A 24,196-nucleotide genomic window follows, 5' to 3' on the forward strand; every position below is an offset into this window, starting at 1 on the left:
TGCGCGTCCGCCAGCTCCGGAGCGGTCAGCGGATAGTGCGCACCGCCCTTGGTCAGCACCGGCAGACCCGCGTTCGGCATGCACGACAACGGAATACGCGCGTGGCGCGCCAGATACCGCAGGTGCTCGCTCATCTCCGCCGGACCCGTCGCACAGTTCAGACCGATCATGTCGATCCCCAACGGCTCCAGCGCCGTCAGCGCCGCACCGATCTCCGAACCCAGCAGCATCGTGCCGGTCGCCTCGACGGTGACCTGGACGATCAGCGGGAGGTCCGCCGTGCCGCACCAGTCCAGCGCCCGCCGCGCGCCGATGACGGCGGCCCGCGTCTGGAGGAGGTCCTGGGTGGTCTCGACGAGCAGCGCGTCCGCGCCGCCGCGGATGAGGCCCTCGGCGCTCTCCTGGTAGGCCGCGCGCAGGGGCTCGTACCCCACGTGCCCGAGGGTGGGCAGCTTGGTGCCCGGGCCCATGGAGCCCAGCACCCAGCGGGGCCGGCCGTCCCTCGCGGTGTGGGCGTCCGCGGACGCGCGGGCGATGCGGGCGCCGGCCTCGGACAGTTCGTAGACCTTGTCCTCGATGCCGTACTCGGCGAGCGCGGACAGGTTGCTGCCGAAGGTGTTGGTCCCGACGCAGTCCACGCCCACCGCGAAGTAGGCGTCGTGGACGGAGCGGACGATGTCGGGACGGGTGAGGTTGAGGACCTCGTTGCAGCCTTCCAGCCCCAGGAAGTCGTCCAGGGTGGGGTCGGCGGCCTGGAGCATGGTTCCCATGGCTCCGTCCGCGACGACCACGCGGGTCGCGAGTTCCTCCCGCAGTGTCCGGCGTGTCCGGCTCATTCCAGGGCCCCCAGGTGTGTGGACAGATCCGTCGCGGCGGCCGGGCCGTACGCGGCGTGGAGCCGGGCCAGCAGGGGTTCCCGCTCCAGGCGGTACTCCTGGGTGCCGGCGTGGTCGAGCACGGTCGCCGCGACCGCGCAGCCCAGCTGCGCCGCGTGCCGTTCGGGGACGCCCCAGGCCGTGCCGGCGAGGAAACCGGCCCGGAAGGCGTCGCCGACGCCCGTCGGGTCCACGACCTCCTCGACCCGCAGGGCGGGCACGGTCAGCGGCTCGCGGCCGTCGCGGCGGATCCGTACGCCGGCCTCGCCGCGCGTGGTGACCCAGGAGCCGACCCGCCGGAGGATCTGTTCCTCGGTGAGCCCGGACCGCTCGCACAGCAGGGCGGCCTCGTACTCGTTGGTGAACAGCCGCTGTGCGCCGTCGACCAGTTCCCGTACCTCGTCGCGGCCGAGCCGGGCCAGTTGCTGCGAGGGGTCGGCGGCGAAGGGGATGCCGAGCTCGCGGCAGCCCCGGGTGTGGCGGAGCATGGCCCCCGGGTCGTCCGGGGAGACCAGGACCAGGTCGGGCCTGCCGCTGCGGGCGACGACCTCCCGCAGGTCGATCTCGCGGGCTTCGGCCATCGCGCCGGCGTAGAAGGTCGCGATCTGGTTCTGCTCCCGGTCGGTGGTGCAGACGAAACGGGCGGTGTGGCGGGTGTCGCTCACGCGTACGGAGTCGGTGTCCACCCCGTGCTCCTTGAGCCACACCCGGTACGGCTCGAAGTCCGCTCCCACCGCGCCCACCAGCAGCGGGCGCAGTCCCAGCACGCCCAGGCCGAACGCGATGTTCGCCGCCACCCCGCCCCGCCGCACGTCCAGGTCGTCGGCGAGGAACGACAGGGAGACCCGGTCCAGCCGGTCCGCCAGCAGCTGCTCCGCGAACCGGCCGGGGAAGGTCATCAGATGATCGGTCGCGATGGATCCGGTGACAGCGATGCGCATGTCAGACCCCGGCGGCCTTGCGCAGCGCGTGCACCCGGTCGGTGCGTTCCCAGGTGAAGTCGGGGAGCTCGCGGCCGAAGTGGCCGTAGGCGGCGGTCTGGGCGTAGATCGGCCGCAGCAGGTCGAGGTCTCGGACGATCGCGGCCGGGCGGAGGTCGAAGACCTCGGAGACGGCTTCCTGGATGCGCGCGTCGGGCAGGGTGCCGGTGCCGAAGGTCTCGACGAAGAGGCCGACGGGCTCGGCCTTGCCGATGGCGTACGCGACCTGGACCTCGCAGCGCGCGGCCAGACCGGCGGCGACCACGTTCTTCGCCACCCAGCGCATCGCGTACGCGGCGGAACGGTCGACCTTCGACGGGTCCTTGCCGGAGAACGCGCCGCCGCCGTGGCGGGCCATGCCGCCGTACGTGTCGATGATGATCTTGCGGCCGGTCAGGCCGGCGTCACCCATCGGACCGCCGATCTCGAAGCGGCCCGTCGGGTTCACCAGGAGGCGGTAGCCCTCGGTGTCCAGCTTGATGCCGTCCTCGGCCAGCCGCGCCAGCACGTGCTCGACCACGAACTCCCGGATGTCCGGGGTCAGCAGCGAGTCCAGGTCGATGTCGGCGGCGTGCTGCGAGGACACGACGACCGTGTCCAGGCGGACGGCCTTGTCACCGTCGTACTCGATGGTGACCTGCGTCTTTCCGTCCGGGCGCAGGTAGGGCACGATCCCGTCCTTGCGGACCTGCGTCAGCCGGCGCGAGAGGCGGTGGGCGATGTGGATCGGCAGCGGCATCAGCTCGGGCGTCTCGTCCGTGGCGTAGCCGAACATCAGGCCCTGGTCGCCGGCGCCCTGCCGGTCGAGCTCGTCGCCCTCGCCCTCGCCGTCGACGCGCTGCTCGTAGGCCGTGTCCACGCCCTGCGCGATGTCCGGGGACTGGGCGCCGATGGACACCGAGACGCCGCAGGAGGCGCCGTCGAAGCCCTTCTTGGACGAGTCGTAGCCGATGTCGAGAATGGCGCCGCGCACCAGTTCGGCGATCGGCGCGTACGCCGTCGTGGTGACCTCTCCGGCGATGTGGACCTGGCCGGTGGTGATCAGCGTCTCGACCGCGACGCGGGACGCCGGGTCCTCGCGCAGGAGCGCGTCGAGGATCGTGTCGCTGATCCGGTCGGCGATCTTGTCGGGGTGGCCCTCGGTCACGGATTCCGAGGTGAACAGGCGCCTGCTCATGCCTGGACCGCCTTGGCGGTGAAGAAGTGGGTGCGGATGGCGTCGAGGGTGCGGATCTCGTCGACCTCCAGGGTCTCCAGCTGGACGGGGCGGCCGCTGTGCTGCTCCAGCAGGAACACGAACTCGACGAAGGACAGCGAGTCGATCAGCCGGTTCTCGATGAGGTCGAGGTCGCCGGCGATGTCGTCGAGCTCCTCGTGGCGGGCGAGGAGCCAGTTCTTCACGAGCTGCAGGCCTTCGGACATGGTGTTTCTCCTTGGAGTGCTGTGTACGGGTGGGGTGGGGGGAGGTGCGGGCACGGCGGGGGCGGTCTCCGGGAGCGGCAGCGGCTCGGGGACGGCGAGGGGGTCCAGTACGGGGGCGGCGACCGCCACCGCGTAGTCCACGTCGTGGCTGATGGTCACGGTGATCCCGGCGATACCGGAGCGCGCCGCCATCTCGGCGGCGGACCGGTGGAGTTCGACGAGCGGCCAGCCGCCCTCGGAACGCCGCACGATGATGTCCCGCCAGGGCAGGAACACGGCGCGGACGCGCAGGGTCTTGAACGCCGCCTCCTTGGCGGCGATCCGCCCGCACAGGCTCAGGACGTCGAGCCTGGCGGAGGTACGGCAGTCGGCGAGTTCGCCGGGGGTGAGCACGCGCTGGAAGAAGTCCTCGCCGTAGAGGGCGAGCAGCCGGCGGACACGGGTGACGGACACGATGTCCATGCCGAGGTTCGCCCAGCCCAGGCCACCCGCCGGCGGGGCGGCGACGGGTCGGGTCGGCACCTCAGATCGCCGGCCCGGCCGCGTTCGCGCGCAGGACGGCGGCGGTCGCGGCACCCCAGCTGCCGTGGCGGCGGGTGAGCGCGGACAGCCAGCGCTCGAGGCCGAAGGCGACACAGCTGGTGAAGGCGGGGCCGCCGCCGGAGGCGAGGGGGATCTCGCACCGGTCGCCGAAGAAGTTGCGGTGGGTGTTGACGGAGGCGATCGCGAGGTCCTCGTACAGGAACTCGTGCTTGACCGGGGTCAGGCGCTGGAGCACGGCCTTGGAGCTGCCCTTGTCGAAGAACGGGTCGCAGGCGGCCTCGCGGCTCAGCGGCAGGTCCAGGGCCTCGGCGAAGGCGTTGATGCGCCGGGTGAAGGCCGCGAGGTGCCGTTCGGCGTGCTCGCGGGTGCCGATGGCGACGATCTCCCGCATGCGGAATCCGAGCTGGCGGCGCAGTCCCTCGTAGTGGGCCTCCTTGCGGAAGCACCAGCCGACCACGGTGAAGAGCTCGTCGTCGGCGGCCGGGCGGCCCTGGTGGTCGATGTAGACGGCGTAGCAGGACGCGGAGGGCAGGCCGAGGGCGGCCGGCTCCAGCGCGTCACAGGGGAAGCAGCCGGTGTCGGTACAGAACTCGCTGGTCTCCCGGACGTCCAGGTTCAGGGGGGCGGCGACGACGGCCTGGTGGGGGAAGTTGTCGTAGTAGTCGAGCCGGGCCAGGTCGGCGGCCGGCAGCAGCGGGGGCATGGTCATCGAGCGGGCGCCCGCCTGGACGCCCCAGCTCTCGAAGGTGTCGTCGAGCAGCCGCAGCAGGGCGGTGCCCTCGGGGCCGAGCGACGGCAGGCCCCGGGTGTCTCTGGCACTGTCGGTGGTCATGGCGGTCATGGGGAGTCACCTCTCGGGCGGCGGTGGGGCCTTTCAGACGACGGGCAGGACGTCGTCCGTGAAGATCCCGGTCTTGAGGAAGAAGCCGAGCGGCTTGCGGATGGTCTTGCGCTCGAAGGGCCGGCGGCGCTCGTCGGCGACCAGTGCGTTGCGCAGTCCCACCGGGTCGGCGATGCCGGCGTCGCGGTAGACGTGCGGGTTGTAGAGGGAGTTGAGGCTGTAGACCACGTACCGCTTGAGGTACGCCTCGACCTCGGCGACCCGGGCGGCGGGGACGGCCTGGCGCATCCGGTCGAAGAGCAGGGAGACCAGCTCGCGGCCGAAGGCGATGTGGCGGGACTCGTCCTGGTGGTGGATGCGGTTGACCTCGCGGATGGTGTGGCAGAGGTCCTCGTCCCGTGCCATCCGCGTGTTGTAGTGGTCGACGAGCTCCTCGAAGAACAGGATGCGGGCGAAGACGAGGAAGTTCTCCACCTCCGGCTCCCAGGCGGAGTCGGCGCGCAGGGCGGTGGAGCCGTAGATCTTGTCGCCGTAGCGGCGGCAGAACTCGGCGAAGAACCACATGTGCTCGTTCTCCTCACCGATGAAGTGGTGGAAGAAGTCCGAGGGCACCTCGAAGCCGGGCATGTGGATGCGGCCGACGACCTCGATGAGCAGTTCGCGGATGCCGTGCACGTTGAGGCTGTAGAAGTTGACGCTCTCCCACTTGGAGAGGCGCTGGAGGGTCTCCTCGCCGAGCTCCTCGTAGAAGGGGGTGCCGTAGACGGTGAGCAGCTCGGGGGTCATCCACATGCGGCCCTCGTCGAGCTTCTCGGGCCAGTCGAACTGCTGGTACGGGTTGTAGTACTCCTCGATGGAGCGGTGGCTGAGCCGCTCGAGGACTTCAAGGAACCGGTCGCTGACCGGCAGGGGGGCGCTGACGCCCATGGGGACTCCTCGGGGGTGGTGGGGTGGGGCCCGGGGCCGGGGCCGTGCCCCGGCCGGTGCGGCGGGCGCGGCCGGCGCGGCGGGTCCGGCGGGCCGGTTACGGCCGGACTTCGTAGACGGCGTTGACCGGGGTCTCGGCCGCGCGGCGCCAGCGGCTGAAGCCGGCCTCCTCGGCGATGGCGCGGAAGGCCTTCTCGCCGGAGTGGTTGCCGAGCGCGTGGGGGCCGTGCTGGGCGACGGCCACGGGCAGGCACATCACGGCGGAGAGGGCCATGAACATGCGGGCGGCCGGGGTCTGGGTGTCGATGTCGTCGGGCGAGACGTTCGACTCGACCAGCATCCAGGTGCCGTCCGCGTCCAGGGACTTGTGCACGTGCCGGGCGGCGGAGACCGGGTCGCCCATGTCGTGCAGGGCGTTGAAGAAGGTGACCAGGTCGTAGCCGGTGCCGGGGTAGTCGTCGGCGGAGGCGACCTCGAAGACGACGCGGTCGGAGAGTCCGGCCTCCCCGGCCAGCCGGCGGGCGATCGAGATGGCCTCTTCGGAGTAGTCGAAGCCGTGGACGGTGGCCTGCGGGAAGGCCTTCGCGATCAGCAGGGTGGTGTGTCCGACGCCGCAGCCGACGTCGGCGACGGTGCCTCCGGCGGCCAGCTTGCCGGTGACGCCGGTGAGGGAGGGCAGCCAGTCGGCGACGAGGCGGTGCTCGTAGGCGGGCTGGAAGAAGCTGCCCATACCGGTGTCGAGGGCGGGGTCGTGCTCCGCCCAGCCGACGCCGTCACCGGTGCGGTACGCGTCGACGAGCAGGTCCTCGGTGCCGTAGAGGGCCTTGAGGGCGGTGAAGAACCCGGCGGCGAAGGTGACCGCGCTCGGGTCGGCCAGCACCGGGACGTGGTCGGCGGGCAGGGTGTACGTGCCGGCGCCCGGATGGCGCTCGACGTACCCGGCGCTCAGCTGGGCGTGCAGCCACTCCTCGGCGTAGCGGGCGTGGATCCCGGTGCGCTCGGCGAGGGCGGCGGGGGTGAGCGGGCCGGCCTCGGCGAGGGCGCGGTAGAGGCCGAGCCGCTCGCCGAGGGCGACGGTCAGGCCGCGTACGGCGGCGCCGGCGTCGCTGATGACGCGCTGGTGGAAGTCCTCGACGGCGGTCATGCTGCTTTCACCTCGGCGGTGGGGAGGTCACAGGTGAACAGGAAGGAGCGCGGGACGCGCGGGACGCTGCGGGCGGGCACCGGGTAGGGCCAGCGGCCGAAGTCGGCGCCGTCCTCGCCGGGCTGGCGTACCTCGCGTACGTCCCAGCCGCATTCGGCGAGCAGTTCCTCGGGGGTCTCGGTGCCGAAGAGCCACGGGTTGCCGTCCTCCTCGAGGCAGTTGAGGAAGGGCCGCGACAGCGGGTTCTGCAGGGCCGCCTTGCTGATGACGTCGCCGAGCAGGACGGAGCCGGGGGCGGAGTGCCCGGCGAGGGCCGAGATCAGTCCCCGTACGGCGTGCTCGGGGAGGAAGAAGAGGAGGCCCTCGACGACCCACAGCACGGGCTGGTCGGCGCGCCAGCCGGCTTCCTCCAGCGGGCCCGTCCAGTCCTGGGTGAGGTCGACGGGGACGGTGACGCGGGTGCGTCCGGCCGGGGCCGGCTCCCCGGCGAGCATCTCGGCCTTCGCCTCCAGCAGGGCGGGGCGGTCGAGTTCGTAGACGGTGACGCCGTCGGGCCACGGCAGGCGGTAGAAGCGGGTGTCCATGCCGGCGGCGAGGAACACGACCTGGCGGATGCCGTGTTCCCGGACGGCCCGGACGATGGCCCGGTCCAGGTAGGTGGTGCGGATGGCGAGGAACGGCACGGTGCCGGCGCCGGCGTAGCGCTCGAGCAGGTCGAAGCCGATGGTGTCGGCGACGGTGCGCGCGTACGGATCGGCGAACAGCCGGTCCTCGCGCTCGGTTTCCAGGGCCCGCGCGGCGGCGGTCCACTGGGCGGTGCGGGATACGGCCTCCACGGGAGGCTCCCTTCGCTTCGTCGGGCAGGGGGGGCGGGGATCAGGCCGGGGAGCCCGCGCGGACGACGGGGTCCTCGGCGGCGGCGGGGTGCGGCGCGTCGCACTCGGCGGGCCGCCGCTCGAAGATGCTGTGCAGGACCATGCTGAACACGACGTTCCCGTCGGCGTCGGCCAGCGTGCACTTGGGCTGGACGACGCCGGTGCGCGGGTTGAACGGCGAGGGGCGCGAGCCCAGGATCTCGACGCGCGCCGTGAGCACGTCCCCGGGGCGGACGGGCCGCAGGTAGCGGATCTCGTCGACGCCGGGGGAACCGGTACAGGCGCTGTAGGCGAGCAGCCCGTCCACGTAACGGCGCATGAACATCGAGGCGCTGTGCCAGCCGCTGGCGATCAGGCCGCCGAACGCGGACCGCTCGGCGAGCCCGGGGTCGGTGTGGAAGGGCTGCGGGTCGAAGCGCCGGCCGAACTCCAGCACCTCCTCCGTCGTGACGGTGACGGTGCCCAGTTCGTGGACGTCACCGGTCCGGAAGTCCTCGAAGTAGCGCATCACGCGACCCCCTTGACGGAGAGGAGTGGTTTCTCTGGCATGAACCAATCTACGAATCAGCCGATTATTTTGTCAACCCAAAAGAAGACCGCAGTGCCTGTTCCATGTCCTGCCAGAGGTCCTCCGGATGCTCGATGCCGACCGACATCCGGACGAGGCCCGGACCGATCCCGGCGCGCGCCAACGCCCCTTCGTCCAGCTCCCGGTGGGAGGTGCCGGCGGGATGCGTGACCAGCGTCTCCACTCCGCCCAGCGACAGCGCGAGCCGCGCCAGCCGCACTCCCTCGACGAAGGCGCGCCCCGCGTCGCGGCCTCCGCGCAGCTCGAAGGAAAGCAGCCCGCCGCCGCCGGAGAGCACCTCGCGGGCCCTCGCGTACGAAGGGTGCGTTCCCAGCCAGGGCCAGTGGACGGCCGCCACGGCGGGATGGGCCGCCAGCCGCTCCGCGAGCAGGCCGGCGTTGGCGCAGTGCTCGCGCATCCGCAGCGGCAGGGTGGCGATCCCGCGCAGGGTCAGCCAGACGGCGAACGGGTCCGGGGTGGCGCCCAGTTCGACCGTGCGGGGCCAGACCTCCCGGCGCAGGGCGTCGTCCGCGAAGACGGCCGCGCCGCCCAGGACGTCGGAGTGTCCGGCGAGGTACTTGGTGGTGGAGTGGAACACGATGTCCGCGCCGTGCTCGACGGGACGGCACAGGACCGGCGAGGCCAGGGAGTTGTCCACGGCGCCGAGCACGCCGAGCCGGCGGGCCGCCGCCAGCAGACCGGGCAGGTCCGGGACCTGCCCGGTGGGGTTGGCGATGGTCTCCAGGACGAGCAGCCGGGTGCGGGGCCCGGCGAGCGCCTCGAACTCCCCCACGTCGTCCCCGCTGATGTGGTCGACCCGCACCCCGTAGCGGTCGGCCAGGTCGTTCAGCGCCGCGTACGTCCCCCCGTACAGGCAGCGCTGCGCGATCACGTGGTCGCCGGGGCGCAGCAGGGCGAGCAGGACCCCGCTGATCGCGCCCATCCCGGAGGCGAAGGCGATGGCCGAGGCCCCGCCCTCCAGGCCGGCGAGGGTGCGTTCGAGGGCGCGCACGGTGGGGTTGCCGCGCCGCCCGTAGACGTACGCCCCGTCGGGCCCCTCCATGGCGCGCGCCAGTTCGTCGGCGGAGTCGAAGGCGAAGGCCGAGGACTGGACGAGCGGCACGGACAGCGGCCGGCTGCCCGGGAGTTCGAGTTCGTGGGCCACGTGCACGGCCCTGGTGCGGATGTCCTTCACCGAGGGATCCTTCATCGCGGCGCCTTTCGTCGAGGGATCCTTCATCGCGGCGTCCTTCATCGAGGGGTCTGCCTTTCGTTCGGGTACGGAAAAGGGGTCGCCCGACGTCCGGGAAGGACGTCGGGCGACCCCTTGGGCGAGCGGGGGCGACCCCGTACGTCACACCCCCGCCGTCTCGCTGCGCGACGCGGGGGCGTCGGCGGCGGGAGCGGCGGCCGGGGCAGCGGACTTGTCGCCCTTCATCACCAGCAGGGTGATCACCGCGCCCGCGGCGGCGATGCCGGCGGCGCCGATGAAGGCGGCGCTGAACCCGTCGGTGAGGGCGGGCAGGTCGCCCAGCTCACCGGCGCCCTGGGTGGTGGCGAGCGCGGTCAGCGCGGCCAGGCCGAGGGCGGAGCCCACGTTGTAGGTGGTGTTGACGATGCCGGAGGCGAGGCCGGCCTGTCCCTGCGGGGCACCGGACATCGCGGCCATCATCGCCGGGATGTAGGCGAGCGCCATGCCGAGCGCGGCGACGAGCGAGGCGGGCAGGACGTCGACCAGGAAGGTGCCGGTCGGCTCGACGGCGGAGAGCCAGACCAGACCGGCGGCGAGGGCGAGGAGACCGGTCACGATCAGCGGCTTCGCGCCGAAGCGGCCCATGAGGCGGGCGGTGATGGCCGTCATGAAGATCATGAGCAGGACCGTCATGGGGAGCAGTGCCGCACCGGAGGCGAAGGCGCCGTAGTCCAGCACCTGCTGGAGGTACAGGTTGAGGAAGTACCACATCGGGATCCAGGCGGCGCCGAGCAGCGTCATCGCGAGGTTGGCGGAGCCGAGGCGCGGGACGCGCCACACGCTGAGCGGCATGAGCGGCTCGCGGACGGTCTTCTGGACGACGAGGAAGAGGACGAGCAGGACGGCCGCGCCGACGAGCTCCAGCACGGTGGCGGTGGCACCCCAGCCGACCTCCGGGGCCCGGACGACGGCGAACACGGCGAGCGCCAGCCCGGCGGTGACGGCGACGGCGCCGAGGACGTCGACGGAACCGCGGCGGGCCTGGACGGCGGGCAGCAGCTTGGTCGCGGCGAGGGTGGCGACGCCGATCGGGACGTAGATGATGAAGACCCACGGCCAGCTCACCCATTCGGTGAACACGCCGCCGAGGAACACGCCGGCCGTACCGCCGGCGGGGGCCGCCGCGCCGTAGAGGGCCATCGCCTTGCCGAGTTCCTTGGGGTCGTGCCCGAAGAGCATCATCAGCAGGGTCATGGCCGAGGGCGCGATCAGCGCGCCGCCGACTCCCTGGACGGCCCGGCCGGCGATCTCGACCGAGGCGCTCTGCGCGGCGGCGGCGAGCACCGATCCCACGATCATGACGACCCAGCCGGCGGCGAAGACCTTGCGCGCCCCGAACAGGTCGGAGAGCCGGCCGCCGAGCAGCAGTAATCCGCCGAAGACGATGACGTAGGCGTTGAAGACCCACTGGAGCTCGCCCTGGGAGAAGCCGAGGTCCTTCTGCATCTCGGGGAGCGCGACCCCGATGATCGAGGTGTCCATGATGACCATGAACTGAGCGGCGGCGAGCACGCCAAGTGCCCACCAGCGCCGGGGATTGACGGTTGACATGCCCTGACCTCTCTCTGTCACATACCCCTGAGGGGTACCTTCGCGTAGCAACGTAGCATACCCATGGGGGGTATGTAAGAGAGGCGTGAGAGCGCGTACGGATCCCCGCCCGGACGCGTTCCGGCCCCGCCCCGGCCGGAGCCGGGACGGGGCCGCGCGCGACCTAACGCGCCGTCAGTACCGCGGCGACCGCTGCCGGGACGGCCGCCAGGCCCGCCGGACGGCTGGTGAAGCTGCCCCGGCCCTGGGTGCGGCCGCGCAGCCGGGAGGCGTACCCGAACAGTTCGGCCAGCGGCACCGTCGCCGTGATCACCGAAGTCCCGGACTGCCCGGCGGAGCCCGTGACCCGGCCGCGGCGGGCCGCGAGGTCCCCGAGGACCGCGCCGACACCGTCGTCCGGAACGGTCACCGTGACCTCCGCGACCGGCTCCAGCAGCTCCAGCGCGCAGGCGCGCAGGGCGTCCCGCAGCGCGAACCGGCCCGCCGCGCGGAACGCCATCTCCGAGGAGTCCTTGGAGTGGGTCGCCCCGTCCGTGAGGACCACCCGCAGGCCCGTCACCGGATGCCCGCCGAGGGGGCCCTCGGCGAGGGCGTCCCGGCAGCCGGCCTCCACGGCCCGCGCGTACTCCTGCGGCACCCGGCCGCCCACGACCGCCGTACGGAACTCGAAACCGGGCTCCTCCAGCGGCTCGACGTCCAGCACGACGTGCGCGAACTGCCCCGCGCCGCCGTCCTGTTTGACGTGCCGGTACACGAAGCCGGACACGCCGCGCACGACGGTCTCCCGGTAGGAGACCTGCGGCCGTCCGACGGCGACCTCCACTCCGTGGAAGCGGCGGACCTTCTCCACCGCGACCTCCAGGTGCAGCTCGCCCAGCCCCGACAGCACGGTCTGCCCGGTCTCCGGGTCGGTCCGCACCACCAGGGAGGGGTCCTCCTCGGCGAGCCGGGCCAGCGCGGAGGCGAGCCGCCCGGTCTGCGCGCTGCCGCGCGCCTCGACCGCGACCGACACCACCGGGTCGGCCACCGTGGGCGGTTCCAGGAGCAGGGGCGCCTGCGGCGCGCACAGGCTCGTTCCGGCCCGCGCGGCCTTCAGCCCGACGACGGCGACGATGTCACCGGCCACCGCCTCCTCCCGTTCCTCGTGCCGGTCGGCCTGCACCCGCAGGATCCGCCCGACGCGTTCCGTCCTGCCCGTGGCCGGATCCAGTACGGCGTCCCCCTTGCGCAGGGTGCCCGCGTAGACCCGCAGGTACGTCAGCCGCCCCGTCGGCGTCGCCGTCACCTTGAAGGCGAGCGCGGCGAGGGGCTCCGACGGGTCGGCGGCCCGCTCCCGCACCGGCGGCATGTCCGCGGGCGCGGGCAGGTACGCCACGACGGCGTCGAGCAGCGGTTCGATGCCCCGGTTGCGGTACGCCGAACCGCACAGCACGACCACGCCGTCCCCGGCGAGCGTCAGCTCGCGCAGGGCGCGCACCAGCGTCCCCTCGCTCAGCTCGGAGCCGGAGCAGAACTCCTCCAGGGCCTCCGGGTGGAGTCCGGCCACCGTCTCCTCCAGGAGCCGGCGCCGGCGCCGGGCCTCCTCCAGCAGCGCTCCGGGCACGGGCACCGTCTCGTACGGGCCGCCGTCGCCGGCGCGCCAGAGCAGCGCGCGCATCCGCACCAGGTCGACGACGCCGGTGAAACCGTCCTCGCGCCCGACCGGCAGCTGGACGACCAGCGGGACGGCGCCGAGCCGCTCCCGGATGGAGCCGACGGCCGTGTCGAGGTCGGCGCCCGCCCGGTCCAGCTTGTTGACGAACGCGATCCTCGGCACGCCGTGCCGGTCCGCCCGCCGCCACACGGACTCGCTCTGCGGTTCGACGCCGGCGACGGCGTCGAACACCGCGACCGCCCCGTCGAGGACGCGCAGGGAGCGCTCGACCTCGTCGGAGAAGTCCACGTGTCCCGGTGTGTCGATCAGGTTGACGCGGTGCCCGTCCCAGGCGCAGCTGACGGCCGCGGCGAAGATGGTGATGCCCCGGTCCCGTTCCTGGGGGTCGTAGTCGGTGACGGTCGTCCCGTCGTGGACCTCGCCCCGCTTGTGGATGGTGCCGGTGGCGAAGAGGATCCGCTCGGTGACGGTGGTCTTGCCGGCGTCGACGTGGGCGAGGATGCCGAGGTTGCGTACGGCGGCGACGGCAGTGGTGTTGCTGGTGCTGGTGTGACGGTTGGTGCGCATGACCCGGGGCCTTTCGGATGCCTGGGGTGAGAAGGGGGCAGCGCGATTCCCGGACGCCGGTCCGCCGCGCGGCGGAGCCGCGGGGCACGGCCGGGCCCGGGAGGGCGGGGCCGTGCTGGGGATCGGGGATGCGTCGACGGGCGTACGGTGACAGCCGCGCGGCTGTTACCGCGCGCTGCGGGACACCGGGATCACGTCGTACCGGCAGGGGGGAACGACGGCGGCGGTGCGGTACGTACGCATGGCCCGGTCCCCTTCTCTTCGCCCGGCATCGGCGGACACCGCCCCGGCGGCGGCGCGCACCGCGACTGTAGGCGGCGCGCACCGGCCGGGGCACCTGGTTTTCCCGCGGGCTATCCGGCCCGGGTCAGGAGGCGGGCGCGCAGCCGCGCCGTGGTGTCCGGGGTGATCCCGACGGCGTCGGTGAGGTACGCGGACGGGGAGCCGTACCGGGCGGTGAGGTCGGCGAGGACCAGGGACATGACGGTGGCGGGGGCCCTGCCGTACGAGGGCCAGCGCAGGGTGCGGCCCGGGTGGGCGGCGTGCCAGTCGGCGGTGAGGCGCTCGGTGGCGAGTTCGGTGAGGGCGAAGTCGGCCAGGATCTGTTCCTCGGGCACCTCGAGCAGGGTCAGGACCAGGGCGGCGATCAGGCCGGTGCGGTCCTTGCCGGAGGTGCAGTGGAAGACGGCGGGGCCGGGGCCGTCGGCGATGAGACGGATGGCGCGGCCGATCTCGTCCACGCCGTCCTCGGCCACCTCCGCGAAGCGGTCGGCGAGGTAGCGCCAGGGGTCGAGGGCGGGGTCGATCCCGGCCTGGTCGTAGGGGCGGTGCTCGATGCTGAGGTTGGCGTACGTGAACCGCTCCGGCTCCGGTATCCGGCCCTTGGCCTCGATCTCCCAGGGGTAGCGCAGGTCGATGACGGTCCGGACGCCGAGCCCGAGGAACCGGTCCCAGTCGGCGCCGTGGAGCTTGCCGAGGGAGTCGGCCCGGTAGAGGCGGCCCCAGGCGACGGTCCGGCCGTCGGCCGAGCGGTAGCCGCCCATGTCGCGGAAGTTGTGGAGGCGTTCGAAGGGGACGTGGCGGCGTTCCTCGTGGGCGGGCGCACGGTTCAACTGGGGCTCCTGGGTGGGGTGGTGGGCCTGGTGAGGCCAGGATGCCTCAGTGATCACCGGGCTCCTCACGGGCGGGTGAGGTGATCTCCCACACCCCGTCCGCCTCGGCGGCGGTCCAGCCGCCGGGGAGGTCGGGGGGCGCGGCGAGGGTGACGTCCGTCAGGGAGACCGGCCCGTGGAAGGTGGTGCCGGCCAGGGAGAGGGCGGCCCGGAAGTCGCAGTCCTCGAAGGCGGCGGCACCGTCGAAGACGGCCCCGTCGAAGACGGTGTCGCCCTCGAACACGGAGCGCTGGAAACGCGCGGCCCCCCGGAAGCGGGCGCCCCCGAAACCGGCCGCCGCCGTCACGGCCCTCGAATCGGCCCACCGGAACATCCCCTCGAAGGCGGCGCCGTCGAAGGACACTCCTGCCGCGCACACGCTGTTCCTGATCAGGACCGGCCCCCGGAAGCGGGCGCCCCCGAAGCCCGCCCGGCCCCCGAACCGGGCCGCGTCGAAGACCGCCAGGCCCTCGAAACGGGCACCGCCGAAGGCGGCCGCACCGTCGAAGCGGACGTCACGGAAGACCGCCTCGCCCTCGCAGACCAGGGCCTCGAAGTCCGACGCGCGCCCGAAACGGGTGCCGAGCGCGGACAGCGGCCCCTCGCACACCGCGCGCGTGAAGGAGGCCCCTTCCCGGAAGGCGGACTGCCCGAGGGACGTCCGGCCCTTGAAGACCACCCGGCCGAAATCCGCCGCCCGTCCCCGTACCGTCATCCCGTCCAGCACCGCTTCGTCCTCCATCACGGCACGCCGGAAGGAAACGCCGGCGAGCCAGTCGGTGTCCGCGAACCGGGCGGCCCCGAGGAACACGGCGCGGTCGAAGACGGCCTCCCCCTCGAAGGCGGCGCCCGCGAGGACGGCCGCCCGCTCGAAGACGGCCCGGCCGAAGGACACCCGTCCCCGGAAGGTGCCCGAGGAGAAGTCCGCCGCCGCCTCGAACACGGCGCGGCCGAAGTCGGCGTCGCCGGTGAAGGCGGGGGCCGGCTCCGCCCATCCGTCCTTGAAGCACGCCCGCGCGAAGGCCGCCGGGCCCAGCCGGACCCGCCCCGTCCCCGGGTCCCGCACCGCGTCGAGCAGCCGCCCCAGCAGGCCGTCCCCGAAGGTGGTACCGCGGAAGTCGACGGCGGAACCGGGCCCCAGGCCCCCCAGGTAGGCGTCCTGCTCGGCGCGCGGGAGGTGGGCCAGGCAGGCACGGTGCCCGGGCAGCCGGATACCGGCGCATCCCGACGGGCTGTCCTCGGAGGCGCCGGAGCCGCAGTGGGGCCAGACGGACTCCTCCAGCCGGTACGTCTCCGCGTCCGCCAGCAGCTCCGCCACCCGGCCGGGATCCCCGACGAGGAACCACCCCCGCGTCTCGCCCCCCAGCGGTGTGAGGGCGCGCAGTGCCAACGGGCCGAAGAGCTCGAGGAGTTCCCCGTACAGCGACGGGGAGAGGGTGAGGACGAGCCGCAGGGTGTCGTCCGGCCCGCCGGTCCTCAGCCAGGCGTTGATCACGTCGTTGTCGAGGAGCCGGTCGATGGTCTCGTCGTCGCCCCCGGGACCGTGCACCGCCAGGGCCACGGCGAGCGGAGGGCCCGAGACGGGGATCCGCCCCACGGCCCGGTGCAGCGCGAGCAGCAGCAGCCCGGCCCGGGCGAAGGCGTCCGGCCCCGGCAGGGAGGTGCTGACCCCCATCGACGCGCTTTCCACCCGCCCGGTGACTCCCGCGTCGTCCATCGCCCGTCCCAGGAGGGCGGTCAGCTCCCGGCGCGCGGAGCGCCCGGGCCCGTGGACGCTCGCGGCTGCCCGCACGGCCAGCGTCACCCCCTCCCCGGGCGCCCGCTCGCCCAGCACGGCCCGGAAACCGTCCTCGGCCAGCAGGGCCCCGGCCGTCAGGAACACCATCCGGTCGGGCCGCACCGTGTGCACGACCCCGCGCAGCCCCCCGGGCACCGAGAACACCGGGGCGCCCCTGAAGTGGGCCCAGTCCTCCACCTCCGGTGATATCCCGACGATCTCACCGTTGTACGCACCGGCCTCCACCCGTACGTCGCCCGCGGCCGTGAGCCAGTCCCGGCGGTCCGCGAACCCGTGGACGACGACGAACGGTTCCTCCGGCGCGGGCGACGCCTCCCAGGCCGGCGCCGTGAAGAGCCCGGGGTCCGCCAGGTCCTCCCCGCTCTCCAGCACCAGCACGCGCGGGGTCGCGTCGTCCCACCACACGGGCCGGCAGGCGGTCTCCCGGCCGTCCGGCAGGGAGACCCAGGCGACCGTCTCCCGGGGCCGCGCCACGTCCCCGGCGGTGAGCACGAGCCGGGGGGACAGCAGGGTGCCCACCTCGCGCGGCTCGTTCAGGGGCTCGAAGCGGACGCGCACCACTCCCTCCGTCACCCCCTCGCCGGGCACGGGCCGTTCCGCGAACGGCAGCGCCCCCTCCGGGACCCGGCGGCGCCCCTCCGTGCCCGTGGTGACCCGGATCGCGGAGAAGTCGGGGCCCGTCCCCCGGTGGCGGTCCATGAACTCCCAGACCCGGTGGCGCACCAGTTCCCGTACGGCGGCGACGTCCCCGCGCAGCTGGGAGCCGAGCAGCACCTCCCGCACCCCCGGCAGGAAGTCGAACTGGGCTTCCTCGGGCGGCTGTTGCCCCTCCCAGGGGGCGAAGAGCCCCCCGAGGGCCACCTCCGCGAGGTGCCCGTGCTCGGAGTCCCGCAGCAGGGAGCGCCGTACGAGGGTCATCACGGGCAGCGTCAGCGGTACGGCGGCCAGGTGGGCGGCGAGCTGCTGGGCGGTCGGGGAGGCGCCGGCCCGGAACCGTTCCACCGCCTCCAGCGCGGTGGTGTCCCGGCGCTCCGGGACCGCGGCGGGTCCGGGGACGGCGTCCAGGCGCAGGCAGGCCAGGCGGCGCCAGCGCCCGTCCCCGGACACCGTCCGCGCGAGCCGGGCCAGGCCGGCGGAGGCCGCCCCGACGACGGGCACCACGGGCCCGCCGCCGCGCGCCCGCCGGGCGGCGGGGACCCGCTGCCAGGAGCGGGTGGCGGCGGCCGGCCGGTCGGAGCGGACGGCGAAGGGCACGGGCCGTACGGCGCCCCGGGTCCACAGCCGTTCGGGCAGTACGTTCAGCACGGCCACGGCGTTGTGGGCGCTCCAGTGCCGCAGGACGCGCATCAGCGGCGCCTCCTGCCAGCCTCCGGCGACGGTGTCGGAGACGAGGAGGATCAGCCGGCGGCCGGCGGGGTCGGCCAGTTCCAGCGGGTTGCGGGGCGGGCCGCCGCGGCCCCGGGCGAGCGTCGGGGTGCCGCCGGGGCCGGTGCCGTTGAGCTGCCAGGTGCGGACGTCGCGGAAGACCCCGCTGCGGGTGAGGACCCCGCGCAGTTCGGCCACGAGGTCGGCCCAGAGCAGCATCGAGGGGTGGGTGTCGACGACGAGGGCCAGGTCGAGCCAGCGGCTCTCGGCGGGGCGCAGCACCGGGGTGGGGACCATCGCCTCGATGCTGCGTTCCACGGTGAGCTGCTCGTCGAGCTCCTCCCCCGGCCCGCCGATGGAGCGGCGTCCGACGGGGCGCAGCGCGCGCATCAGGGCGAGCGGCTCGTCGAGGGAGGCGGTACGGGGCAGCCGCAGCGGTACGCCGTGCCGCGCGCCGGCGCCCGCACCCGGCGGGGCGTCACCGGGCACGCCGGGCGGGGCGGGCGGCTCGGCCGGGACGCGGGCGGCGGGGAAGAGCTGGACACCGGCGGCGGGCGGGCCGGACCGGCCGGGGCCGGACGCCGGCTCGGCACGCCGGGGCGTGCGCGGGGCCGAGTCCGGTTCCGGCGGGCCGGACCGGCGCGCGTCCGGCTCCCGGGACGCGGCGGCGGCCGGGTCGACGCGGGCGGCCAGCCAGAGGATGTCGGCGATCTCCTCGGGGCCCAGGCCGGTGGGGGGCGCCGCGCCGTCCTCGGCGCCGTCGGCGAAGGCGGCGAGCAGCCTCTCGATCACGCCGTGGGCCCGGTGAGGTGCTGCATGACGGTGTCGAGGAAGCGGTCGCGGTCGGCGGGCGCCGACCAGGCCCCGGCCAGGCGCAGCTGGATGGCGTTGAGGAGCTGGTCGGTGGCGAGGTCGCCGTCCTCGGCGCGTTCGAGGAAGCTCCGTACGAGGTCCTGGTACTCGGCCGCGTCCGCACCGGTGATGTCGACGCCGAGCCGCCCGCGCACGATGCGGGCGAGCTTCTCCGGTCCGGGTGCCTCCAGGTGGAGGCGGACGCAGCGGCGCAGGAAGGCGGGCGGGAAGTCGCGTTCGCCGTTGCTGGTGAGGATGACGACGGGGAAGTAGCGGCACTGCACCCGGCCCTGGGTGACGGCCACGCCGGCGTCGGGGTCGTCGTCCGTGCCGATGGCGACGGTGGGTTCCTCCTTGGCGAGCCGGGCCAGTTCGGGGATGACGAAGCCGCCGTCCTCGAAGACGGTGAGGAGGTCGCCGGGCAGGTCGATGTCGCTCTTGTCGATCTCGTCGATGAGCAGGACGCGCGGGCGGCCCTGCGGCAGGAGGGCGGTGCCGAGCGGGCCCAGGCGCAGGTAGCGGGCGATGGAGGGGGTCTCGTGGGCCTCGGGGACACGGGCGCCGGGGACGCGGACCTGTGCCAGTCCGGCCTCCTGGAGCCGGCCGATGGCGTCGTAGAGGTAGAGGCCGTCGCGCAGCACGGTGCGGCTGGTGATGGGCCAGTGCAGTACGGGGCCCAGGGCCAGGTCGGCGGCGATGCTGTAGGCGAGGGTGGACTTGCCGACACCGGGCTTGCCGGTGATCAGCAGGGGCCGGCGCAGGTGCAGGGCGGTGTTGACCACGTCCTTCTCCGGTTCGTCGGGGACGTAGCCCTCGCCGCGCCGCCGGGTGCGTTCCCAGGCCTCGCCGGAGCAGCCGGGCGGCCCGTAGGAGCGGTCGGGGACGCCCGTGAAGTCCCGCCAGGGCGGCGGCGTTCCCGCCTCCAGCCGGGCGCGGCGCTCCTCTCCGGAGCCCGCGCCCCGGTACAGCCACCAGTCCTTCGCCACTGCCTGTGCCTCCCTCGTCTCTTCGCCGGTCGTGCGTTCGGGGCCGGGGCCGGATCGCGGGCCGGCCTTGGGTCGGGGCCGGATCGCGGGCCGGCCTTGGGTCGGGGCCGGATCGCGGGCCGGCCTTGGGCGGGGTCGTGGGCGGCGGGGTCAGGCCAGGGAGCGGAGGTCGACGGTGTCGTCGGGATCGTCCCACAACAACACCAACTGGTCTTCCCCTTCCGGGTCCTGGCTGGCGGCCGCCCGGCGCACCTCCCGCACCCGGGCGGGCAGCCCGAACACCGCGGGCGCCCCGGGGCCCGCCTCCGGGGCCAGCAGCGCGGGCAGCCCGCCGTCCGGTGCCCCGCCGCCGCGCCGCCACACCGCGACGGGTACCCCGCCTTCGAGCAGGGCCTCCAGCAGGGCCGCCGTACGGCTGCCCGTGGCGTGCCCGAGGACGCAGGCGGGCGCCGGCCGCGCCCCCAGGCTCAGCCCGAGGGCGTCGGTGACGTCCGGGTCCTCGACCAGCCGTACGGAGTCGGGGTGGCGGCCGTCGTGGACGTGGAGCCAGCGCCACGCGGCCCGCCATTCGGAACGGGTGTCCTCGCGCTCCTGCGGGCAGCGCACCACCACCTCGTGGACCATGCCGAGCGGGCGGGTCCGGCCGCCCGGGCCGCGCGGGACGGGCCACTGGTCGAAGTCCGTCTCCAGCAGTTCGTACGGCACGTGGAACTCGACGCGCCCGATGCCCCCGTACGGCTGCCCGGGCCCGCCGTCGCCCTCGGCGAGACGGCGTACCAGTGCGGCGCGGACCGCGGCCAGGGTGACGGGGCTGCCCTCCGACTCCCAGACGTGGCGGGTGCGTTCGCCGCGCAGCCACATCCGGGCCAGCAGGCCGTCCCCGCCGCCGGGCGGGGACTCCAGGCGCACGTGCAGGGTGGTCCGGCGGGCGGGGGCCGGCGGCGGGCGCAGGGCGGGCAGGGCGAGCCGCTCCCGGGTGGCGCGGACCCAGCGCGCGAGGGCCGCCGCCCATGCGGGGTCCGGCGGGCCGCCGCCGGGGCCGCCGCCGGGGCGGGCGGCCCGGTCGGCGAGGAAGTGCACGAAGGGCACCGCCAGCGGCATGCCGGTCCGGCCGCCCTGCCGCTCGTCGAGGTCGGCCACCACGTCGAGGAGGGTGTCGGCGGGCAGCCCGGCGTCGACGGGGGTGGTGCAGCCGGCCGCCGCGAAGGCCCAGGCGTAGGCCTCGTACGCGCAGCGCGGCAGGTCGCGGCCCTCGAACAGCTCGCCGAGCCCGTCCCATCCCGTCTGGTCGAGGCGGGGGGCGCCAGCCAGCGGCGGCCCGGACGGGCCGTCGTCGAGGAAGGAGTTGGCGTCCCAGTCCCGGTCGACGAGGAACTGCGGCAGCTGCCAGCCCTCGCCGCGTTCGCGCAGTTCCCGGAAGGCGCGGTGGATGCTCCGGGCGGCGTCCGGCAGGGCGGCGGCGCCCTCCCGCACGGACCGGTCCCCGAGCTCCCCGAGCAGGGCCTCGGTGAAGCGGCCCGCGCCCCGTTCGGCGTCGTTCTGCGCGGCCTCGCCCTCGCGTGAGGCGTACAGCCGGAACTGCCGCCGTCCGGGGACGGTGCGGCCGCCGCCGTAGTCGGCCCTGCCGAAGTTCCAGCGGCTGTCGCGGGGCGCGTCGACCCGGCAGGCGTCGACCAGCGCGGCCTGGAGCGGGAACCGGCGGTGCGTGACCAGGTCGGTGCGCCACCAGCGCAGCGCGGAGTCGAGGTTGAGGTGGCGGATGTGGCCGGGGCGGGCGTCGGCGCAGGGCAGCATCAGTTCCCGGTCGCGCCCGAGGTAGCCGTGCCCGGCCCAGAAGATCCACAGCAGGTCGCCGTCGCAGGCGGGGAGTTCGTCGAGCAGGACCGTCCGGGCGTTGGCCTCGGTGGCGGGCCGGTAGGCGTCCCTCAGCGCGGCCAGCCCCGCCGACGCGGACCAGTCGAGGGTGTCGGGGTCGTCGAGCGGGGACAGCAGCAGCCGTACGTTTTCGGCGGGCACCTCGCCGGGCCCGGTCAGCCACCGGGCGAAGCGCAGGGCGTCGCGGGCGGGCCCGCGCAGGTTCCAGTGGTGGCTGATCTCGTACCGCTCGACCCCCGCGACCAGCGCGAACGTGCGCCGGGGTGCCAGGGCCGGGGGCAGCGGGCCGGGAGCCGCCCTCACCCGATCCCCGCCTCGGCCACCGCCCGTTCGATGCGCTCGTAGAGGGCCCCCTGTTTCCAGTACGCGCTGTGGCTGGCCGGGAAGGGCTGGCGGCTGCTGATCTCGTGGTCGCTGACGCGGGGGTCGCCGGGGAACACGGGTCCGGCGAGGTAGGACAGCACGTCCTGGCGGTCGTAGACGTTGAGCCAGCGCGGGAAGCCGTACGGGAGCCCGCTCCCGGGGGCGAGGGAGGCGAGCGCGCCGAGTTCGTGGAGGTACGGGGCCTGCGAGCCGACGGTGACCAGCAGTTCGGCGCCGGGGACGGGCACGCCGTCGGCGGCGGCCAGCGCGAGCAGGTCCACCAGGGCGATGCCGCCGAGGCTGTGTCCGATCAGTACGGCCGGGCCGGGCCGGGCGGTGATCCGCTCGCGCAGGAACGCGCGCAGCCCGGCGCCGCGGGCCTGGTAGCGCAGGATGTCGCCGAGCGCGGGGGCGGCGCCGGCGGTGAGGGAGCCGCGCCAGGCGTTGAGCAGCGGCTGGGTGGTGACGCGCATCGCGAGCCGGCCGAGGACGGCGGCGGCCCGGGCACCGGGGACGCGGGCACCGCCGCCGAGGCGGGTGGTGAGGAGCTCGACGAGCCGGTCCCGTTCGGCGGCGGTGCAGTCGGCGTCGGCCCCGGCGGCGGCGAGGGCGGTGGCGGTGACGGCCCGGGCGAGGGCGGTGGCCAGCTCGCGGGCCCGCGGTTCGGTGGTGGCGCGGTCCGCGGCGCGGGCCGCTTCGGCGGAGCCGGCGGTGGCCTCCACCGCGGGACGGAACCCGGCGGCGAGGCCGGTGCCGTGGAGCAGGGACCGCAGCTCGTCGGGGGCCCCGGGGCCGGAGGCGGCGCCGGGGCCCGGGACGGCGTCCGGGCCGGGGGCGGCGTCGGTGAGCCGGTGCAGCAGCTCCAGCACCCGCTCCCCGGCGGGGCGTAAGCCGGGCATCGCGAAGGGGTCGCCCCCTTCCTCGGCCCCCTCCTCCCCGCCCCAGCCGGCCTCGGCCAGGACCCGCAGTTCGCACAGCGGATCGGCCAGCAGCAGCCCCCACTCGGCGGTCTCCACGCCCCCGTCCGCCTCGACGGCGGCCCCGGGCAGGGACCGGCCCCCGGCTTGCGGCCCGGCGCCGAACCGCTCGCCCCAGAAGCAGGACTCGGCCTCGGCCCCGGGGAACCGCTCCGCGAGCCGCTCCCGCACCAGCCCGAACAGCGCGTCGTGCCGCTCCCGCCGCACCCCCGTACCGTGAACGAACAGAAACCGCATGCCCCGCACCGCACCGCCCCTCGTCGCACTCCCCCGCCGGGCACGATAGCGCCGAGCGGCCGGGCCGGCCCGCGGAACGGCCGGTTCGGCACACTGGGAGGTCTGGGCCGTGTGCGGCGGGCACGGGGCCGAAGGACTTCACGGAGCGCGTGGATGGATCTCAACTCGGTGGTCATCGCGGTGGCGGGCGTCGCCGGAACCCTGGGAGGCGCCCTGCTCACCCAACGGGGCTCCGAACGGGCCAGGCGCCGGGAGATAGAACTCGTCCGCGCCCAGGACGAGATCCGCGACAGCCGTTCGCTGCGGCGCACCTGCTACGCGGAACTCAACCGGGACGCACGGCAGTTCACCACCGCGCTCAACCGCCATCTGCACGTCCTGGGCGAACGCGGTGCGCAGGACGCCGACCGGGAGGTGCTCGACCAGGCGAAGGACGCGCACCGCGACCGCTACTCGGAGGCCCAGATGGTCGCCCCCGATGACGTCCTCGCGACGGCGTCCGCCGTCAACCGGGCCCTGACCACGGTCTACGGCCAGGTCAAGCGCCTCGAACGCGGCGCCCCCGAAGCGGGCGAGACGCTGGAGGCGGCGGCCCGCGCCCAGGACGAGATCTGGGACCTGCTGCGGACGATGCGGACCGCCATGCGCCGCGACCTCGGCGTGTCGGAGGACGGCTGAGCCGCCGTGCCCCTCGGGGGAGCGGCTCGCCTCAGAGCTTGCGTGCGAAGAGCAGCCCGTCCGCGACGGGGAGCAGGACGGACTCCACCCGGTCGTCGGCGCGGACGCGGGCGTTGAACTCGCGGACGGCCAGGCCGTTGCCCCGGGCCCCGGGGTCCGCCGCGTCACCGCCGAAGAGCGCGTTGTCGGCGAGGAGCAGCCCGCCCGGCCGTACCCGGGGGACCAGTTCCTCCCAGTAGTCCCGGTAGCCGCCCTTGTCGGCGTCCAGGAAGACGAGGTCGATGACCGGTTCGGCCGGCAGGGCGCGCAGGGTGTCCAGGGCGGGCGCGAGCCTCAGCTCGATCCGGTCGGCGAGCCCGGCCTCCTTCCAGGCCTCCTGGGCGATCCCGGTCCATTCCGGCGAGACGTCGCAGGTGAGGACCTTCCCGCCGGGGGCCAGGCCGGCGGCGAGCGCGAGGGTGGAGTAGCCGGTGAAGGTGCCGACCTCGACGATCCGGCGGGCACCGACGAGCTTGGCGAGGAGGGTGAGCAGGACGCCCTGCTCGTGCGGGATCTGCATCACGGCCCGGTCGCCGAGGGCGCGCGTGCGCTCGACCAGCCGCCGCTGGACCTCGCTCTGCGGCTCCGCCTGGGCGAGCAGGTAGGCGTACACCTCGGGGGTGAGGGGGACCGTCTTCACGTCGTCGGGCTGCCGGTTCATGGCGTACGTCCTCTC

19 protein-coding genes are annotated in these 24,196 nt (G+C 74.5%); 1 reads left to right on the top strand and 18 read right to left on the bottom strand.

Translation table 11 applies throughout. The features are described from left to right. From ACZ514_RS29835 to ACZ514_RS29915, 17 genes are all read right to left on the bottom strand, one after another. Positions 1-836 (bottom strand): homocysteine S-methyltransferase family protein (locus ACZ514_RS29835; protein ID WP_469126132.1); only part of this gene is annotated, 836 nt, incomplete at its 3' end. Beyond that, on the bottom strand, positions 833-1,816 hold the full coding sequence (locus tag ACZ514_RS29840) for a carbohydrate kinase family protein (RefSeq protein ID WP_469126133.1): 984 nt from the start codon (positions 1,814-1,816) through the stop codon (positions 833-835). The genes ACZ514_RS29840 and ACZ514_RS29835, both read right to left, overlap by 4 nt. Before the next feature lies 1 nt (position 1,817). After that, on the bottom strand, positions 1,818-3,032 hold the full coding sequence (gene metK / locus ACZ514_RS29845) for a methionine adenosyltransferase (protein WP_468702066.1): 1,215 nt from the start codon (positions 3,030-3,032) through the stop codon (positions 1,818-1,820). Then, positions 3,029-3,799, bottom strand: coding sequence for a holo-ACP synthase (gene acpS, locus ACZ514_RS29850; protein ID WP_468175535.1), 771 nt, complete (start codon positions 3,797-3,799; stop codon positions 3,029-3,031). Before acpS ends, metK begins: the two co-directional genes overlap by 4 nt. 1 nt (position 3,800) lies before the next feature. Beyond that, positions 3,801-4,661, bottom strand: coding sequence for a class-II aminoacyl-tRNA synthetase family protein (locus ACZ514_RS29855; protein WP_468175538.1), 861 nt, complete (start codon positions 4,659-4,661; stop codon positions 3,801-3,803). Between the two features lie 33 nt (positions 4,662-4,694). Continuing rightward, positions 4,695-5,588 (bottom strand): diiron oxygenase, encoded by an 894-nt coding sequence (locus ACZ514_RS29860; RefSeq protein WP_468175541.1) that lies wholly within the window; start codon positions 5,586-5,588, stop codon positions 4,695-4,697. 97 nt (positions 5,589-5,685) lie between these two features. Beyond that, complete coding sequence (locus tag ACZ514_RS29865; protein ID WP_468175545.1) at positions 5,686-6,732, bottom strand: methyltransferase domain-containing protein; 1,047 nt, start codon at positions 6,730-6,732, stop codon at positions 5,686-5,688. Then, complete coding sequence (locus ACZ514_RS29870) at positions 6,729-7,568, bottom strand: class I SAM-dependent methyltransferase (protein ID WP_468175548.1); 840 nt, start codon at positions 7,566-7,568, stop codon at positions 6,729-6,731. The genes ACZ514_RS29865 and ACZ514_RS29870 overlap by 4 nt, the downstream gene beginning before the upstream one ends. 40 nt (positions 7,569-7,608) lie before the next feature. Continuing rightward, entirely contained in the window at positions 7,609-8,115 is a 507-nt protein-coding gene (locus ACZ514_RS29875; RefSeq protein WP_469126134.1) for a MaoC/PaaZ C-terminal domain-containing protein, read from the bottom strand. A gap of 64 nt (positions 8,116-8,179) precedes the next feature. Then, on the bottom strand, positions 8,180-9,415 hold the full coding sequence (locus tag ACZ514_RS29880) for a trans-sulfuration enzyme family protein (RefSeq protein ID WP_468175554.1): 1,236 nt from the start codon (positions 9,413-9,415) through the stop codon (positions 8,180-8,182). Between the two features lie 114 nt (positions 9,416-9,529). Beyond that, complete coding sequence (locus ACZ514_RS29885; protein ID WP_469126135.1) at positions 9,530-10,978, bottom strand: MFS transporter; 1,449 nt, start codon at positions 10,976-10,978, stop codon at positions 9,530-9,532. A gap of 163 nt (positions 10,979-11,141) precedes the next feature. Continuing rightward, positions 11,142-13,199, bottom strand: coding sequence for an elongation factor G (gene fusA, locus ACZ514_RS29890; protein WP_469126136.1), 2,058 nt, complete (start codon positions 13,197-13,199; stop codon positions 11,142-11,144). Between the two features lie 353 nt (positions 13,200-13,552). After that, positions 13,553-14,311 (bottom strand): tyrosine-protein phosphatase, encoded by a 759-nt coding sequence (locus ACZ514_RS29895; RefSeq protein WP_468175563.1) that lies wholly within the window; start codon positions 14,309-14,311, stop codon positions 13,553-13,555. Between the two features lie 46 nt (positions 14,312-14,357). Next, positions 14,358-18,305, bottom strand: a complete 3,948-nt coding sequence (locus tag ACZ514_RS29900; RefSeq protein WP_469126137.1) for an SAV_2336 N-terminal domain-related protein — start codon at positions 18,303-18,305, stop codon at positions 14,358-14,360. Continuing rightward, entirely contained in the window at positions 18,302-19,351 is a 1,050-nt protein-coding gene (locus tag ACZ514_RS29905) for an AAA family ATPase (protein WP_468175569.1), read from the bottom strand. The genes ACZ514_RS29900 and ACZ514_RS29905 overlap by 4 nt, the downstream gene beginning before the upstream one ends. A 150-nt stretch (positions 19,352-19,501) precedes the next feature. Beyond that, complete coding sequence (locus ACZ514_RS29910) at positions 19,502-21,529, bottom strand: VMAP-C domain-containing protein (RefSeq protein ID WP_469126138.1); 2,028 nt, start codon at positions 21,527-21,529, stop codon at positions 19,502-19,504. Beyond that, positions 21,526-22,803 (bottom strand): hypothetical protein, encoded by a 1,278-nt coding sequence (locus ACZ514_RS29915; RefSeq protein WP_469126139.1) that lies wholly within the window; start codon positions 22,801-22,803, stop codon positions 21,526-21,528. Before ACZ514_RS29915 ends, ACZ514_RS29910 begins: the two co-directional genes overlap by 4 nt. 153 nt (positions 22,804-22,956) lie before the next feature. Between ACZ514_RS29915 and ACZ514_RS29920 the strand changes: the two genes are divergently transcribed. Continuing rightward, the gene (locus tag ACZ514_RS29920; RefSeq protein ID WP_468175578.1) at positions 22,957-23,481 is read left to right on the top strand and encodes a hypothetical protein; all 525 of its coding nucleotides are present in this window, start codon (positions 22,957-22,959) and stop codon (positions 23,479-23,481) included. A gap of 31 nt (positions 23,482-23,512) precedes the next feature. On the opposite strand, the gene ACZ514_RS29925 is transcribed toward ACZ514_RS29920, so the two are convergent. Then, on the bottom strand, positions 23,513-24,181 hold the full coding sequence (locus tag ACZ514_RS29925) for an O-methyltransferase (protein ID WP_468175581.1): 669 nt from the start codon (positions 24,179-24,181) through the stop codon (positions 23,513-23,515). Between the last annotated feature and the right edge of the window lie 15 nt (positions 24,182-24,196).

Source organism: Streptomyces sp. NPDC034086 (assembly GCF_055575515.1).

What these genes read in the sequence shown, in the direction of transcription:
- fusA (WP_469126136.1), bottom strand. Translation starts at nt 13,199, where the DNA reads ATGCGCACCAACCGTCACACCAGCACCAGCAACACCACTGCCGTCGCC.
- ACZ514_RS29885 (WP_469126135.1), bottom strand. Translation starts at nt 10,978, where the DNA reads ATGTCAACCGTCAATCCCCGGCGCTGGTGGGCACTTGGCGTGCTCGCC.
- ACZ514_RS29875 (WP_469126134.1), bottom strand. Translation starts at nt 8,115, where the DNA reads ATGCGCTACTTCGAGGACTTCCGGACCGGTGACGTCCACGAACTGGGC.
- ACZ514_RS29840 (WP_469126133.1), bottom strand. Translation starts at nt 1,816, where the DNA reads ATGCGCATCGCTGTCACCGGATCCATCGCGACCGATCATCTGATGACC.
- ACZ514_RS29855 (WP_468175538.1), bottom strand. Translation starts at nt 4,661, where the DNA reads ATGACCGCCATGACCACCGACAGTGCCAGAGACACCCGGGGCCTGCCG.
- ACZ514_RS29925 (WP_468175581.1), bottom strand. Translation starts at nt 24,181, where the DNA reads ATGAACCGGCAGCCCGACGACGTGAAGACGGTCCCCCTCACCCCCGAG.
- ACZ514_RS29860 (WP_468175541.1), bottom strand. Translation starts at nt 5,588, where the DNA reads ATGGGCGTCAGCGCCCCCCTGCCGGTCAGCGACCGGTTCCTTGAAGTC.
- ACZ514_RS29920 (WP_468175578.1), top strand. Translation starts at nt 22,957, where the DNA reads ATGGATCTCAACTCGGTGGTCATCGCGGTGGCGGGCGTCGCCGGAACC.
- ACZ514_RS29915 (WP_469126139.1), bottom strand. Translation starts at nt 22,803, where the DNA reads ATGCGGTTTCTGTTCGTTCACGGTACGGGGGTGCGGCGGGAGCGGCAC.
- ACZ514_RS29865 (WP_468175545.1), bottom strand. Translation starts at nt 6,732, where the DNA reads ATGACCGCCGTCGAGGACTTCCACCAGCGCGTCATCAGCGACGCCGGC.
- ACZ514_RS29880 (WP_468175554.1), bottom strand. Translation starts at nt 9,415, where the DNA reads ATGAAGGATCCCTCGACGAAAGGCGCCGCGATGAAGGATCCCTCGGTG.
- metK (WP_468702066.1), bottom strand. Translation starts at nt 3,032, where the DNA reads ATGAGCAGGCGCCTGTTCACCTCGGAATCCGTGACCGAGGGCCACCCC.